General features: G+C 70.5%; 14 protein-coding genes. 6 read left to right on the top strand and 8 right to left on the bottom strand.

What is annotated here, in order from left to right:
- Positions 1 to 60: 60 nt before the first annotated feature.
- On the top strand, positions 61 to 1,578 hold the full coding sequence (locus tag ACU6WZ_RS11390; protein WP_447033078.1) for a hypothetical protein: 1,518 nt from the start codon (positions 61 to 63) through the stop codon (positions 1,576 to 1,578).
- Between the two features lie 70 nt (positions 1,579 to 1,648).
- Here ACU6WZ_RS11390 and ACU6WZ_RS11395 read toward each other — a convergent pair whose 3' ends face one another.
- The 5 genes from ACU6WZ_RS11395 to mqnC form a co-directional block, all read right to left on the bottom strand.
- The gene (locus tag ACU6WZ_RS11395) at positions 1,649 to 2,659 is read right to left on the bottom strand and encodes a zinc ribbon domain-containing protein (RefSeq protein ID WP_447033079.1); all 1,011 of its coding nucleotides are present in this window, start codon (positions 2,657 to 2,659) and stop codon (positions 1,649 to 1,651) included.
- Between the two features lie 516 nt (positions 2,660 to 3,175).
- Entirely contained in the window at positions 3,176 to 4,087 is a 912-nt protein-coding gene (locus ACU6WZ_RS11400) for a glutaminase (RefSeq protein WP_447033081.1), read from the bottom strand.
- 14 nt (positions 4,088 to 4,101) lie between these two features.
- On the bottom strand, positions 4,102 to 4,797 hold the full coding sequence (locus ACU6WZ_RS11405) for a demethylmenaquinone methyltransferase (RefSeq protein ID WP_447033083.1): 696 nt from the start codon (positions 4,795 to 4,797) through the stop codon (positions 4,102 to 4,104).
- Positions 4,798 to 4,847: 50 nt separating this feature from the next.
- Positions 4,848 to 5,435 carry a hypothetical protein gene (locus ACU6WZ_RS11410; RefSeq protein ID WP_447033084.1) on the bottom strand — a complete coding sequence of 196 codons (588 nt, stop codon included), beginning with the start codon at positions 5,433 to 5,435 and terminating at the stop codon, positions 4,848 to 4,850.
- Positions 5,435 to 6,631: a cyclic dehypoxanthinyl futalosine synthase gene (gene mqnC, locus ACU6WZ_RS11415; protein ID WP_447033085.1), complete on the bottom strand. Its 1,197-nt coding sequence runs from the start codon at positions 6,629 to 6,631 to the stop codon at positions 5,435 to 5,437. Before mqnC ends, ACU6WZ_RS11410 begins: the two co-directional genes overlap by 1 nt.
- Positions 6,632 to 6,757: 126 nt before the next feature.
- Here mqnC and ACU6WZ_RS11420 point away from each other — a divergent pair, with 126 nt between their 5' ends.
- Both ACU6WZ_RS11420 and ACU6WZ_RS11425 read left to right on the top strand, forming a co-directional pair.
- A complete protein-coding gene (locus ACU6WZ_RS11420) occupies positions 6,758 to 7,012 on the top strand; it encodes a hypothetical protein (protein WP_447033086.1) in 255 nt (84 codons plus the stop codon).
- Positions 7,009 to 7,410: a PIN domain-containing protein gene (locus tag ACU6WZ_RS11425; RefSeq protein WP_447033088.1), complete on the top strand. Its 402-nt coding sequence runs from the start codon at positions 7,009 to 7,011 to the stop codon at positions 7,408 to 7,410. Before ACU6WZ_RS11420 ends, ACU6WZ_RS11425 begins: the two co-directional genes overlap by 4 nt.
- 7 nt (positions 7,411 to 7,417) lie before the next feature.
- Here the strand turns inward: ACU6WZ_RS11425 and ACU6WZ_RS11430 are convergent, their stop codons facing one another.
- Positions 7,418 to 8,281, bottom strand: coding sequence for a menaquinone biosynthetic enzyme MqnA/MqnD family protein (locus ACU6WZ_RS11430; RefSeq protein WP_447033090.1), 864 nt, complete (start codon positions 8,279 to 8,281; stop codon positions 7,418 to 7,420).
- Between the two features lie 477 nt (positions 8,282 to 8,758).
- Here ACU6WZ_RS11430 and ACU6WZ_RS11435 point away from each other — a divergent pair, with 477 nt between their 5' ends.
- The 3 genes from ACU6WZ_RS11435 to ACU6WZ_RS11445 all read left to right on the top strand — a co-directional run bounded on the left by ACU6WZ_RS11435 (position 8,759) and on the right by ACU6WZ_RS11445 (position 11,519).
- Entirely contained in the window at positions 8,759 to 8,962 is a 204-nt protein-coding gene (locus tag ACU6WZ_RS11435) for a cold-shock protein (RefSeq protein ID WP_267055735.1), read from the top strand.
- A 259-nt stretch (positions 8,963 to 9,221) separates the two neighbouring features.
- Positions 9,222 to 10,466, top strand: a complete 1,245-nt coding sequence (locus ACU6WZ_RS11440; RefSeq protein ID WP_447033091.1) for a lipase family protein — start codon at positions 9,222 to 9,224, stop codon at positions 10,464 to 10,466.
- Between the two features lie 156 nt (positions 10,467 to 10,622).
- Positions 10,623 to 11,519, top strand: a complete 897-nt coding sequence (locus ACU6WZ_RS11445; RefSeq protein WP_447033093.1) for a MaoC family dehydratase — start codon at positions 10,623 to 10,625, stop codon at positions 11,517 to 11,519.
- On the opposite strand, the gene ACU6WZ_RS11450 is transcribed toward ACU6WZ_RS11445, so the two are convergent.
- Together ACU6WZ_RS11450 and ACU6WZ_RS11455 are read right to left on the bottom strand one after the other, a co-directional pair.
- The gene (locus ACU6WZ_RS11450) at positions 11,505 to 12,182 is read right to left on the bottom strand and encodes a TetR/AcrR family transcriptional regulator (RefSeq protein WP_447033095.1); all 678 of its coding nucleotides are present in this window, start codon (positions 12,180 to 12,182) and stop codon (positions 11,505 to 11,507) included. The two genes, ACU6WZ_RS11445 and ACU6WZ_RS11450, sit on opposite strands and share 15 nt — an antisense overlap.
- Before the next feature lie 171 nt (positions 12,183 to 12,353).
- Entirely contained in the window at positions 12,354 to 13,718 is a 1,365-nt protein-coding gene (locus ACU6WZ_RS11455; RefSeq protein ID WP_447033097.1) for a dicarboxylate/amino acid:cation symporter, read from the bottom strand.
- Positions 13,719 to 13,879 lie beyond the last annotated feature (161 nt).

The raw sequence follows: 13,879 nt of genomic DNA on the forward strand, positions 1-13,879 counted from the left end.
AGCTGACGTCGGGGGGCGCTGATGGGTCGGGCACTGCGGGTGGGGATTCCCGTTCTTCTCTTGGGTCTCGCGCTTTGGTACGCCTCGTACCTCACCACGATCATGGTCTGGGAACTACGGAAGATCTTCTTCTGGCTGGCCGTGCCGCTGCTGGCCTTCGCCCTAGCCGCACTGCCGCGGCTGGTGGTGAAGCGGCTCCGGGGGAAGAGGCATGACGCGGGCGAGGGAAACGCGGCGGCGGCCCTCGGATGCTTGGGCGCCGTCCTCGGGCTGGGGATCACGGTCTGGTGGCTGGTGTACGGCGCGTACCTCCAGGACCGCGCGTACATGGACAACGTGCAGATCGTGACCGGGCCGGTGCCCGAGCTGACAGCCAGAGCGCCCTACCTGGTCGGTGAGGCACAGGCCGCCCCGCACCTGGGCGATGTCACCGGCGAGATCTCCGACATCACGTACCTGCCCGACTCGGACAGGTTCGCGACCCTGGTCGAACGGCGTGGCTGGTTGTCCGGGTACGAAGTCGGCCTCGTGCAGGACATCCCGCTCGGCGGTAACAGCCGTAACCAGCAGCGCTGTTCGTTCGACGTGGAGGCGGCGGACGCACGGATCGGCGGCTGGTTCAACCACAACCTCGGCCGGAAGATCTCGGCCCAGCAGCGCGGGGTACGTTTCGAGGCCGACGACGCCTACGTGACCTGCTCGGGCGACGCACCGATCGTGGTCGTCCCCCTCAAGCGCCAGACCGGGCTCCTGGTGGTGACCGAACGACCCGCCGGACTCGCGCTCTACAACGGGCGAACCGGAAAGCTCACGATCACCACCGACACCGCCGCTGTACCCGGCCCGTCCTATCCGATGAGCATCGCGGCCCGGCAGCGGGAAGGCACGGCCGCGGTCGGCAGCTTCACCGACTGGTGGTTCGAGCGCAGCGGTTGGGACGCGTCCGAAGACGGTGCCAATGAGGGAAACGAGTCGGAGTTCACCCTGCGGTACCGCGAAGCGATCGGGCGCAGCGCGTACGTCACCCCCCTTACGCCGCAGGGGGAGGCCAGCTCCGTCGTGGCCGTGTCGACGGTGCCGACCCGGCATCAGGGCAGCGGGCTCGCCCCGATGACCGTCCACCGGCTCATTCCGACGTGGTCGTCACCGAAGGCACTCGTCGCATTGATCAAGGCCGAGTACCGGGACGCCTGCTGCTACAACGGCGACACGGTGTTCGAGGTCGTTCCCACTGGCGGCAGCACCTGGACGGCCACCGTCGGCAGCGAGCAGAACATCCGGTACCGGGTGGAGGGCAGAGGCCAGGTCGCCGGCCGTGAGGCGACCTGCCTGAAGACTGCCGACGGAGCGCTCATCCGGTGTGCGTACGCAACGCCCGGCTCGCCGGAGGAACAGGAACTCAAACGCAAGGAGCAGGAGAAACAGAAACAGAAAGAAAAACAGAAGGGCGAGAGCGCAACGCCCCGCCGAGATGGCGGCGACCTCGGTGCGTACACCGCCGAGGAACTCGCCGAACTGCAACGCCGCGTGTCCGATGAGGTCGTCCGCCGGCTCAAGAAGGACGGCGAGGTGCCGTAGCCGGCGTCGCGGGCCCGTCCCCCATCGCGCACCAGGCCGTAAGGGGTCCCGGCGACCACGTGCGCCCGGCTCAGTCGAGGGTCCAGGTGGCCAGGGCCGTGTCGAAGGTCTGCCGGGCGTACTGCCAGTCCCGGTCCCTGGCCTTCGTGTAGATCGAGTAGTCCGTGCCGTTCACGGCGATGTAGCCCTGGTCGACGGCGTGGACGGTCTCGCCGGTCTGCTTGTCGGTGTACGTGAACTCCCAGATGGCACCCGGCAGGCCTTGGAAGGTGTTGCGCTCCAGACGCAGCCGTTGGTAGTCGCGCTGCTTGGTGCGGCCGTTCTCCTCCAGGGTGAGGAAGTTGTCGTAGGAGGAGGCGTACGGGGCGTTCGGAACGACGCCGACGAGCAGGTGCTCCATGCCGGTGGAGCCGGCGTACGTGATCTGGCCGCGCTCGGCGTTCGTACGCGACCAGAGCTCCGGCACGGCCAGGGAGAAGCCGGCGGGGTCGGTCACGGTCCGGAAACCGGGGTCGCTGGGTGGGGTGCTTGGGGTCTCGGGAGTGGGCGGTGCGGGGGTCTGCGACGGGGCCGGCTTCTGCGTCGGCGCGGGCGTCGTCGGCGTGGCTGAGGTCGCGGGCGAGGCCGGAGTGGTGGGGCGGTCGGTCGTGGGTACGGCGGGCTTGTCGTCCTGCGTCCGGCTGGTGGTGGCTTCGTCGCCGTCGTCCTTGAGCAGCAGCACGCCGGCGGTGGCGCCGCCGCCGATGACGACGGCTGCGGCGAGGGTGCCGGCCCAGAGGAGGACGGGCCGCCGGTTCCGGGGTGCGGAGGCGGGACCTCCAGGTACGGCGGGTCCGGCGGGTCCGGCGGGTCCGGCGGGTCCGGCGGGTCCGGCGGGAGGATGCACCGGGGCGTACGTCGGGGGGTGCGCGGTGGGCTGCGGCGGGCGTGCGGGCGCGGTGGACGTCTCCATCGCGTCCAGCGGTACGGCGTCGGGCGTGGGCGGGACGTACTCCGGCTCCGGCCGTTCGTACCCGCACCGCATGCAGTAGCGGGCGTCGTCGGGTGCCGGGGTTGCGCAATTCGGGCAGTGCGACGGCATGGGGGCTCCGTGGGGCGCGGGGTGAACTGGGCGTGAAGGCCGGTTTCGTCTGAACTGACTCATCTTCCCGCCAGGGAGGTTCCCGTCAACTCGGTTCGGGAAAACGGGGCTTCGGGCGAATTCGGGCCGTCCGGCGTTTGAGGCCCGGGGCAGGGGCGGAGCCGCGGTACGGGAAGGGCGGGGTGGGGCAAGGCCCCCGCACGGGGGTCGGGGCCGCGCCGGGCCGTCTCCTCGGGTGCCGAACGTGCGGCCAAACCGGTTCGCAAAGCCAGGACTGTGTTCGACACCCTGCGGGGAGCGACCTGACACGTCCCCTCCCGCCACAGCGAAAGGCGAAGCGGGGTCAACAGCGCCCCGTTCCGGGCCGGGGCCCCCGGGCACCTTCAGCCCGTCCGGCGCAAGCGAGCCAACGGGGCAAACCCAGCCCGTCCGGCGTTTGGGGACGGTCCGGGGCGGAGCCCCGTGCAGAGCGCGGCCCCCGCCCCGCCACCCGCAGCCGCACAGACCGCGCGCGGGTCAGAAGACCGAGAGGCCCGTCAGGGTGGTGAAGTGGTCCAGGGCCGCCACACCCGCGACCGAGTTGCCCCGCGCGTCCAGCCCCGGACTCCACACGCACAGCGTGCACCGCCCCGGCACCACCGCCACGATTCCGCCGCCCACCCCGCTCTTGCCCGGCAGCCCGACCCGGTGGGCGAATTCGCCGGCCGCGTCGTACGTCCCGCACGTCAGCATCACTGCGTTGATCTGCTTCGCCTCGCTGCGCGTCAGCAGCCGCGAGCCGTCGGCGCGCAGCCCGTGGCGGGCCAGGAAGCGCGCCGCCAGGGCCAGGTCGGCGCAGCTCATCTCGATCGCGCACTGCCAGAAGTAGTGGTCGAGGAGAGTCGGGACGGGATTGGTGATGTTGCCGTACGACGCCATGAAGTGCGCCAGCGCCGCGTTGCGGTCACCGTGCGCCGTCTCCGAGTCGGCGACCTCCTGGTCGAAGGTCAGCTCCGGGTTGCCGCTCTCCTCCCGCAGGAACTCCAGCAGTTCACTGCTCGCGTCGCCGGTCAGCGTCTGGAGGCGGTCGGTGACGACGAGCGCGCCCGCGTTGATGAACGGGTTGCGCGGGATGCCGTTCTCGTACTCCAGCTGGACCAGGGAGTTGAACGGGTTGCCGGACGGCTCGCGGCCGACGTGGGCCCACAGGTCGTCGGCGCCCGCCGCGAGCACCAGGGCGAGCGTGAAGACCTTGGTGATGGACTGGGTGGAGAAGGGACGCCGCCAGTCCCCAACCCCGTACACCTTGCCGTCCACGTCCGCGATGGCCATGCCGAAGCGGTACGGGTCCACCGCCGCCAGCGCCGGGATGTACTCGGCGGGGCGCCCGCTGCCGAGCTGCGGTGCGACCTCCGCCGCGACCCGCTCCAGGACCGCCTGGTAGTCCACGACGCCCGCCCTTCCTACTGGGGCTTGGTGCCGCGGTGCAGCGCGACGACCCCGCCTGTCAGGTTCCGCCAGGCGACGTTCGCCCAGCCCGCCTTCTGGAGCCTGGCTGCCAGGGCGGGCTGGTCCGGCCACTCGCGGACCGACTCGGCGAGATAGACGTACGCCTCGGGGTTGGACGAGACGACCCGCGCGACCGGCGGGAGCGCCTTCATCAGGTACTCCAGGTAGACCGTCCGGAACGGCGTCCACGTCGGCTGCGAGAACTCGCAGATCACGACCCGCCCACCCGGTTTCGTCACCCGGTACAGCTCGCGCAGCGCCTGGTCGGTGTCCTGCACGTTGCGCAGTCCGAAGGAGATCGTGACGGCGTCGAAGGTCCCGTCCCTGAAGGGCAGTTTCGTCGCGTCGCCCGCCGTGAAGGGCAGGTACGCGTGGCGCTTCTTGCCCTCCTTGAGCATGCCGAGCGAGAAGTCGCACGGCACGACGAACGCCCCGGTCGCGGCGAACGGCATCGACGAGGTCGCCGTACCGGCGGCCAGGTCGAGCACCTTCTGGCCCGGCCGGGCGTCCACGGCGGCGGCGACGGCCTTGCGCCAGAGCCTGCTCTGCCCGAGCGAGATCACGTCGTTGGTGACGTCGTAGTTCGCGGCGACGCGGTCGAACATCGAGGCGACTTCATGCGGCTGCTTGTCCAGGGATGCGCGGGTCATGCTCCGTATTCAAGCAGTACGTACCGAGGCGGCCGGCGCGGCCCGACGGGTCACACCCGGCCGCGGAAGACCAGCCGCCCGTCCAGGACCGTGACCAGACACCGCCCGTCGTCCGCGAACACGGCGAAGTCAGCGGCCCCGTCGGCCCCGGAATCGGTGGCGAGGGCCCGGCGCGGCTCCCGCGCCCCCGCGTACTGGCGGATGCCGGACCGCTCGACCGCCGCACGCACCTCGGGCCGGGCGAACGGCCCGGCGAGCACGGTCGTGCCGCACGCCAGCAGCCGCTGCACCCCGCGCCGGGCACTCGCGCCCCATCGGGCGGGCGTCATGCCGAGCGCGTCGAGGGCGGGGCCGGCCAGCGGCTCGGTGCCGAGGGCGTCGGCCTCGCGGGGGTCGGGCCAGTAGGCTGCTTCGAGCAGCGCGACGGCGTCGGGCTCGCAGCGGCCCGGCGTCAGCACACCGGCCCACTCGCGGACGCGTACCCGGTCGCCGTGGGCGGCGTACAGCTCCGCGTACAACTCCTCGTACGGCCCGATCGCGGCGAGGCGCCGCCCGTCCACGACGACGGCGTGCCCGGCGTCGGGGCGCCCGCCGGGCACCCGGACGACGCCGCCGAGCGGCCGGTGAAGGGTCAGCACTAGCTCGCGCTGAGGATCTTCAGCTCGGGGTGCGCGGTGCCGCCCTCGATGGCCGTCGACGAGAGGTGCGAGACGGCGTGGTCGTCGACCGGGTCGTTCGCCGGGTCGTCGTGCACCACGATGTGCTCGTACGTCGTGGTGCGCTGCGCGGGCACCCGCCCCGACCTGCGGATGAGGTCGATGATCTCCATCCGGTTCGACCGGTGCTTGGCGCCGGCCGAGGACACGACGTTCTCCTCCAGCATGATCGAGCCGAGGTCGTCCGCGCCGTAGTGCAGCGACAGCTGGCCGACCTCCTTGCCGGTCGTCAGCCAGGAGCCCTGGATGTGCGCGACGTTGTCGAGGAAGAGCCGCGCGATGGCGATGAGCCGCAGGTACTCGAAGAGCGTGGCCTGCGTCTGCCCCTTCAGCGCGTTGTTCTGCGGCTGGTAGGTGTACGGGATGAAGGCCCGGAAGCCGCCCGTCCGGTCCTGCACGTCGCGGATCATGCGCAGGTGCTCGATGCGCTCGGCGTTGGTCTCGCCCGTACCCATGAGCATCGTCGACGTCGACTCGACGCCGATCCGGTGCGCCAGCTCCATGATCTCCAGCCAGCGCTCGCCGGACTCCTTGAGCGGCGCGATGGCCTTGCGCGGCCGCTCGGGCAGCAGCTCGGCACCGGCGCCCGCGAAGGAGTCGAGGCCGGCGGCGTGGATGCGGCGGATCGCGTCCTCGGCACTGACGCCGGAGATCCGGGCCATGTGCTCGACCTCGGAGGCGCCCAGCGAGTGGATCACCAGCTGGGGGTACGCGGCCTTGATCGCCGCGAAGTGCTCCTCGTAGTACTCCACGCCGTAGTCCGGGTGGTGCCCGCCCTGGAACATGATCTGCGTGCCGCCGAGCTCCACGGTCTCCGCGCAGCGGCGCAGGATGTCGTCGAGGTCGCGAGTCCACACCTTGTCACTCTTGGGCGCGGCGTAGAAGGCACAGAACTTGCACGCGGTGACGCACGAGTTCGTGTAGTTGATGTTGCGCTCGATGATGTACGTCGCGATGTGCTCGGTCCCGGCGTACCGGCGACGGCGCACTGCGTCCGCGGCCTGGCCCAGCGCGTGCAGCGGAGCGTGGCGGTAGAGGTCGAGCGCTTCCTCGGGGGTGATCCGCCCACCCTCCGCGGCACGGTCGAGGACGGACTGCCTGTCGGCGTTCTCGGTCACCGGGTTGTACCTTTCGGCGGGGGTCTGGACGGACTGATTCAGCCTACGCCAGCGGGTCGGGTGACCTTCGGGCGCCCGGTTGACGCGGCGTTGGCGGGTAGGAGTGCATCGCAGTACGCTCGCCGCATGGCCGACACAGCACGCGTCACCATCACGCTCCCTGCCAAGCAGGTCGAAGCGCTCAAGCAGATCACGGACAACGTCTCGGGGTACGTCGCGGATGCCGTCGCCCGGCAGCTCCGGCGGGAGTTCGTCGCACAGGAATTGGCGCGCTATCAGGAGGAGTACGGCGCGTTCACCGTAGAGGAGCTGGCGCAGGCCGACGCGGAGATTTTCGGCACGTCCGAGTCGAAGGACACCGCCCAGGCGGAGACGGCATGACCATGCATTTCTCCACCGTCGTCCTCGACAGTGAGGGTCTGTCGGGATGGGTTTCCCGCGACCGCAAGGTATCCGCCCAGATCTTGCGGCTCCAGGAACTGGGTGCCGATCTGGCGATCAGTGCGGCCACCATCATCGAGGTCACTCACGCCAGGGCGGACATGGCGCGACTGAACTGGTTGCTCTCCGGCATCAAGATCGAACCGCTCACTGAGCAGGCATCCCGCGCCGCCGCCAAACTCCTCAGGGACGCGAACCTGCACGGCCACAAGTACGCCATCGACGCAATGGTCGCCGAGGCCGCCCTCCGCCAGCAGGGCCCGGTCGCCATGCTGACCTCGGACACCGAAGACATGCGCAAACTCTGCGGCGGCGGCGTGCACCTCGTCCGGGTGTGACCGGGGTTCAGCCGAGGAGTTCGACCGTGACGTCCGCCGGATAGCCGGTCGTCGGGCCGGTGCGGCGGGCGAACTCCCGTACACCCGCCAGCTGGTCGGGACCGAAGCGGAAGTCCAGCGTCGTGAAGTAGCGCTCCAGCAGCTCCGCGTCGAAGGCCTCCCAGCGGGCGGCCTGTTCGGCGACCTGCCCGACCTCCTCCAGGGACAGGTCGCGGGAGGCCAGGAACGCCTCGTGGACCTTCTTCACCACGTCCGGCTCGCGCGCCAGGTAGTCCCTGCGCGCCGCCCACACCGCGAAGACGAACGGCAGCCCCGTCCACTCCTTCCACATCGCGCCGAGGTCGTGGACCTCAAGACCGAGCCGGGGCGCGTCGTGCAGGGCCGCTCGCAGCGCCGCGTCGCCGATGAGTACGGCCGCGTCCGCCTCCCGCATCATCAGGCCGAGGTCCGGCGGACACGTGTAGTAGTCGGGCTGTACGCCGTACTGCTCGGCGAGCAGCAGCTCCGCGAGGCGCACCGACGTACGCGAGGTCGAACCGAGCGCGACCCGGGCCTTGTCGAGCCGCTCCAGCGGCACCTGGGAAACGATCACGCACGACATGACGGGGCCGTCGCAGCCGACGGCGAGGTCGGGGAAGGCGACGAGTTCGTCGGCGTGGCGCAGGAACTCCACGAGGGTGACGGGCGCGATGTCGAGATCGCCGCGCACCAGTTGCTCGCTGAGCCGCTCAGGGGTGTCCTTGGACAGCTCGAAGTCGAGAAGCGCTCCGGTACGGGCCAGCCCCCAGTAAAGGGGCAGGCAGTTCAGGAACTGGATGTGGCCGACACGTGGCCGGCTGCGACGGTGGTCGGCAGCAGTTGAATTGTCCACATCGCGAGGCTAGACCCTGCGGGACGGGCAGCCCGACGGCGGGGGCGGCGGGAGCGCGGGGTGGGCTGGGGGGGGGCTGCTCGGGCCGTCCGCCCGGCTCCTGCCCGCCTCCGTCCCGCCTCCGTCCCGCCTCCGTCCCGGCTCCGCCCTGGGGCTCCGTCCTGGCTCGATCCTGGCTGCATCCCGGCGACCTGGCGGCACCCTGCGGGCGTCTCCTGCCGAGGCTTCAAGGTGACCTCCAGGTGACCTCCAAAAGGCCCCCACAAGGCTCCCGTCAGGCATTCGTCAAACTTCCGGGTGACGTGATCTTTCCCTCTACCGCTCCCCGGAAGGTGCGTGCTACGCTCGCCGCAAGTTGCAGTTTGGTTTCCCTTGCAGTACAGAGCCTGCGGAGAATGTGACGCCGCAGGCTTTTGTAGTTTTCAGACTTCTTGCAGGTTCTGGAGCAGGGCAACCCTTTGGCCCAAGGAGGGCTTTATGGCTACCGGAACCGTGAAGTGGTTCAACGCTGAAAAGGGCTTCGGCTTCATCGCCCAGGACGGCGGCGGCCCGGATGTCTTCGTCCACTACTCCGCGATCAACGCGTCTGGTTTCCGCTCGCTTGAGGAGAACCAGGTCGTGAACTTCGACGTCACGCAGGGCCCGAAGGGCCCGCAGGCGGAGAACGTCATCCCGGCCTAGTTGCGCCCGGGCCGACCGGATCGCGGTCGGAAGTAGCAGTACCCAAGGAGCCCCGTCCCCGCAGGGAACGGGGCTCCTGCCTTTGCGCGTACGGCGGGCTGCGCCGAAAGGATCACCTCGCCCGCGTCCTGACTCCCGGCTGCGTCGTTGATATCCGGGGTCAGCGAAACCGGGATTCCCGATCAGTTCCGTACCTACCGGTCAGTCACTACCGCCTCGGCCGACGACCCCAGCTCCGTCGCAACGTTGGGAGAGTCGTATGAGCCGTATCAGTACGAGTCACATTCAGAACCGGAAGCGGAACCGGAGCCTGAGCCGGAACAGAGTCGCGGCCCCCCTCGCAGCCCTCGCCGCGCTCGCCGTCACCGGTGCCGCCGGCCCCTCGGCGACAGGGCAGGGTCTCGGCCCGGCAGCGCCGCCCGCTGCCGCCCCCGTCGGCGCGCCCGGTGACATCGTCAGCTCCGTGCCGACGTCCTTCCGGGCCATGCCCGGCCGGCCCACCGGCACCGAGGCCTGGCACATCACCTACCGTTCCACCACCGCCAAGGGCGAGCCCAACGTCGTGTCCGGCACCGTCATCGTGCCCACCGACGGCCGGACGGGGCCGCGGCCGCTCGTCTCGTACGCCGTCGGGACCGTCGGGCTCGCCGACGACTGCGCGCCGAGCGCCGGGTTCCCCAGGGGCACCACCGCCGAGGGCGACCTCATTCACCAGGCGCTCATGCGCGGTTGGGCCGTCGCCGTGACGGACTACGAAGGCCTCGGGACCCCGGGTGACCACACGTACACCGTCGGGCGCGCCGAGGGCCAGGCCGTCCTCGACGCCGCCCGGGCCGCCCTCCGCCATCCGGAAGCCGGCCGGGCCGGACTGAGCGACGCGTCGCCCGTCGGGCTCATGGGGTACTCGCAGGGCGGCCAGGCCTCCAGCTGGGCCGCCGAGCTGCACGCGTCGTACGCCCCCGAGTTGGCGGTCAAGGGCACGGCGACCGGCGGCGTGGCCGCCGACCTGCTCAAGGTCGCCGACTTCAACGACGGCAACATCGGGGCCGGGCTCATCCTCATGGCCGCCATCGGACAGCAGACGGCGTTTCCCGAGCTGCAGCTCGACACGTACCTCAACGCCAAGGGCCGCACGTACGTCGACTTCATGAAGAGGAACTGCGTCGCCGTCGACACCGTCGCAGGGCTCTTCCAGCGCATCTCCGACGTCACCGTCAAGAACCCCCTGCGACAGCCCGACTGGAAGCGGCGGCTGGGCGAATCGAACGTCGGCACGCGCGCCCCCGACCACCCGGTCTACCTCTACCACGGCGGCCTCGACGAGCTGATCCCCTACTCCGTCGGCAAGAAGCTGCGCGCCGACTGGTGCGGTAGAGGCGTGAAGGTGCAGTGGCGCCCGCACCCGCTGCTCAGTCACGTCGGCGGAGTGACCGTGGGTGCGCCGCCGGCGATGGACTGGCTCGACGACCGGCTCGCGGGGAAGGCGACGCGGGGCAACTGCTGAGACGTCGGCCGGTTCGTACGCCCGCGACCCGTCCACCCGCACCGGGGCGGGTCCGGTTGCGGGCCTTCTCCGCCGGTCGGGCATCTCGACCAGGAGCTGACCCTTCAGTAACCTTACTGAGAAGTAAGGTTACGATGCCGTAGGGGGCCCGGGACCATGGCCGATGACACTCTTCCTTTCGCCTTCGCCCGCAGGCGGAGCATCTCGGCCGACGCGCCGCTCCCCGCGACCCGCCTGACCCGGCCCGGCGTACGGATCGACCACGGACACCTCGCGGCGTACGCCCGCGTCTGCGGCTTCTCCGGCACGGCGCCGCTCCCCCTCACGTATCCGCACGTGCTCGCCTTCCCGCTGGCGCTGCGCGTCATGGCGCGCCGCGCGTTCCCGCTGCCGCTGACCGGGCTGGTGCACACGAGCATCACGATCACCCGCCACCGCGCGCTGTACCCGGACGACCGGCCCGAACTGACGGTGTACGCCGAGAAGCTGAGCCCGCACCGGCGCGGGACCGAGGTCACTATGGTCACCCAGGCGCGGTTGGAGGGCCCCGTGGTCTGGGAGTCGCGCAGTACGTACCTGGCCCGGCACCGCACCGACACGGGCCACGCCGGCCACCCCGCCCACACCGGCCTCACCGGCCTCACCGGCCTCACCGGCACCGACGCGCCCCGCACCAGCCCCGCCGAACCCGCGGCCCCGCTGCCCGCCGTCGCCACCTGGGACCTGTCGGGCAACCTGGGCCGCCGCTACGGCCTCGCGTCCGGCGACCTCAATCCCATCCACCTGCACCCGCTGACGGCGAAGCCGTTCGGCTTCCCCCGCACCGTCGCCCACGGCATGTGGACCTTCGCCCGCTGCGTCGCCGAGCTGCGGCCCGCCGACGCGGCGTACGTACGGACCGACTTCAGGGCGCCGGTGCTGCTCCCCGCGACCGTCACCTACGCGGCCACCCGCACGGCCGCCGGCGACGACTTCGAGCTGCGCGGCGAGGACGGCCGCGTCCACCTCAGGGGCGGCGTACGGGCCGACCCCACGCCGTCACAGCCGACGTGAGGGTGCCGATGAGGGCGAGCGTGAGGGCGAGGGTGCCCAGCGCCGCCCGCCCATGAGGTTCTCCAGGCCCGCCCACGCGAAGTTCATCAGCGTCGCCGCCGTCTCCTTCGCCGAGACGCCAGGCGTGCCGTTCCCCCACCCGGCCAGCGACTCGGCGGCTCCGACCAGCGCGTGGGCGAGACCGGACACCTCCTGGTCGGCGAGTTCGGAGTCGCAGTCCGCCTCGCGTGCGGCGGCCCCGATCAGGTGGGTCACGAACGCGACGAGGCCCTCACGCATCGCGGCGACCTCGGCGGCGAACGGCTCGCCGTGCGTACGGGCCTGGTGGTGCAGCACCGCCCATCCGTCCGGGTGCTGCGCGACATGCGTGAAGAACGCCCGCAGCCCGTCCCACAGCTGGCGGTCGGCCGGAACACCGGGCTCGATCCCGGCCCGTACCGCAGCGACGAGCGCCCCGGCCTCGCGCCGGATGCAGGCGGTGAACAGCTCTTCCTTGGAATTGAGGTAGAGGTAGACGAGGGGCTTGGAGACCCCGGCCAGTTCGGAGATCTCGTCCATCGACGCGGCACGGTAGCCCCGCTGCCCGAAGGTCTGCACCGCGGCGTCCATCATCTGCCGCTCGCGCACGGCACGCGGCATCCGCTTGCCCTTCCCAGCACCCACCACCCAGATCCCTCCACCCAGCGCCATCGCGCGCCACCGAGCGCTTACCGGCAAGTAAGCCTACGATGCCCGCCACGACCACGACGGCAAGTGCCCCCGGACGCATAGCGTTCGGGGGCACTTCGACGAGACAGGTTCACGGATTCACGGATTCACGGACACGGTTGACGGTTACGCGGCGACCGGAATCGCGTCCTTCTGCTCGACACGCGCCTCGGGGGCGTCGTACTCGTCGATCGGGGAAGCCGAGGCCGAGTTGTACGCGTCGTGGTCGAGGATCTTCTCGCGGGAGGCGACGATCACCGGGATGAGCGCCTGGCCCGCGACGTTCGTAGCCGTGCGCATCATGTCCAGGATCGGGTCGATCGCCAGCAGCAGGCCGACGCCCTCCAGCGGGAGACCGAGGGTGGACAGGGTCAGCGTCAGCATGACCGTCGCGCCCGTCAGGCCGGCGGTGGCCGCCGAGCCGACGACCGACACGAAGGCGATCAGCAGGTAGTCCTGGATGCCCAGCTGTACGTCGAAGATCTGCGCGATGAAGATCGCGGCGAGCGCCGGGTAGATCGCGGCGCAGCCGTCCATCTTGGTCGTGGCGCCGAACGGCACGGCGAAGGACGCGTACTCCTTCGGCACACCGAGGCGCTCGGTGACCCGCTGGGTGACCGGCATGGTGCCGACGGAGGAGCGGGAGACGAAGGCGAGCTGGATGGCCGGCCAGGCGCCCTTGAAGAACTGGACGGGGTTGACCTTGGCGACCGTGGCGAGCAGCAGCGGGTAGACGCCGAACAGCACCAGGGCGCAGCCGATGTAGACGTCCGCGGTGAACGTCGCGTACTTGCTGATCAGGTCCCAGCCGTAGTCGGCGATGGCGAAGCCGATGAGGCCGACGGTGCCGATCGGGGCGAGGCGGATGACCCACCACAGGGCCTTCTGGAGCAGTTCCAGAACGGAGTTGCTGAGCTTGAGGATCGGCTCGGCCTTCTCACCGAGCTGGAGCGCGGCGATACCGGCGACGGCGGCCATGAAGACGATCTGGAGCACGTTCAGCTCGGTGAACGGCGTGATGACGTCGGTCGGCACGATGCCGGTCAGGAAGTCGATCCAGGTGCCGGAGCCCTCGGGCTTCTTGCCGTCCTTCGGGGTGAGGCCGGTGCCCGCGCCCGGGTTGGTGAGCAGGCCGATGGCGAGGCCGATGGCGACCGCGATCAGCGACGTGATCATGAACCAGAGCAGGGTGCGGGAGGCGAGCCTGGCGGCGTTGTTGACCTTGCGCAGGTTGGTGATCGAGACCAGGATCGCGAAGAAGACGAGCGGTGCGACGGCCAGCTTCAGCAGCTGGATGAAGATGTCGCCGACCTGCTCAAGGGTGGCCTTGAGCCAGCTGATGTCCTGGCTGCGGGCGAGCCAGCCGAGCAGGACACCCAGCACGAGGCCCGCGATGATCTGGGCCCAGAACGGGAACTTGTCGGATATCCGGAAGCGGGGCTTCTGCTTCTGGGGCGCACTGTCGGGCGCGGTCGCGGAGTTCGCGGACACGGACACACTCCGTTGATGGCGTACGGGCGTACGGGGATACGGGACGGGGGTGCGGCGGCCTTGAGCTGCGCGTACTGCGCTTACTGCGCGTGGTGCAAGAGCTGGGGGCTTCGCCGCTGCGTGATGTCGCTTCAGATGTCAGATGTGGCGGCGACAGGCCG

Source organism: Streptomyces hypolithicus (assembly GCF_052934925.1).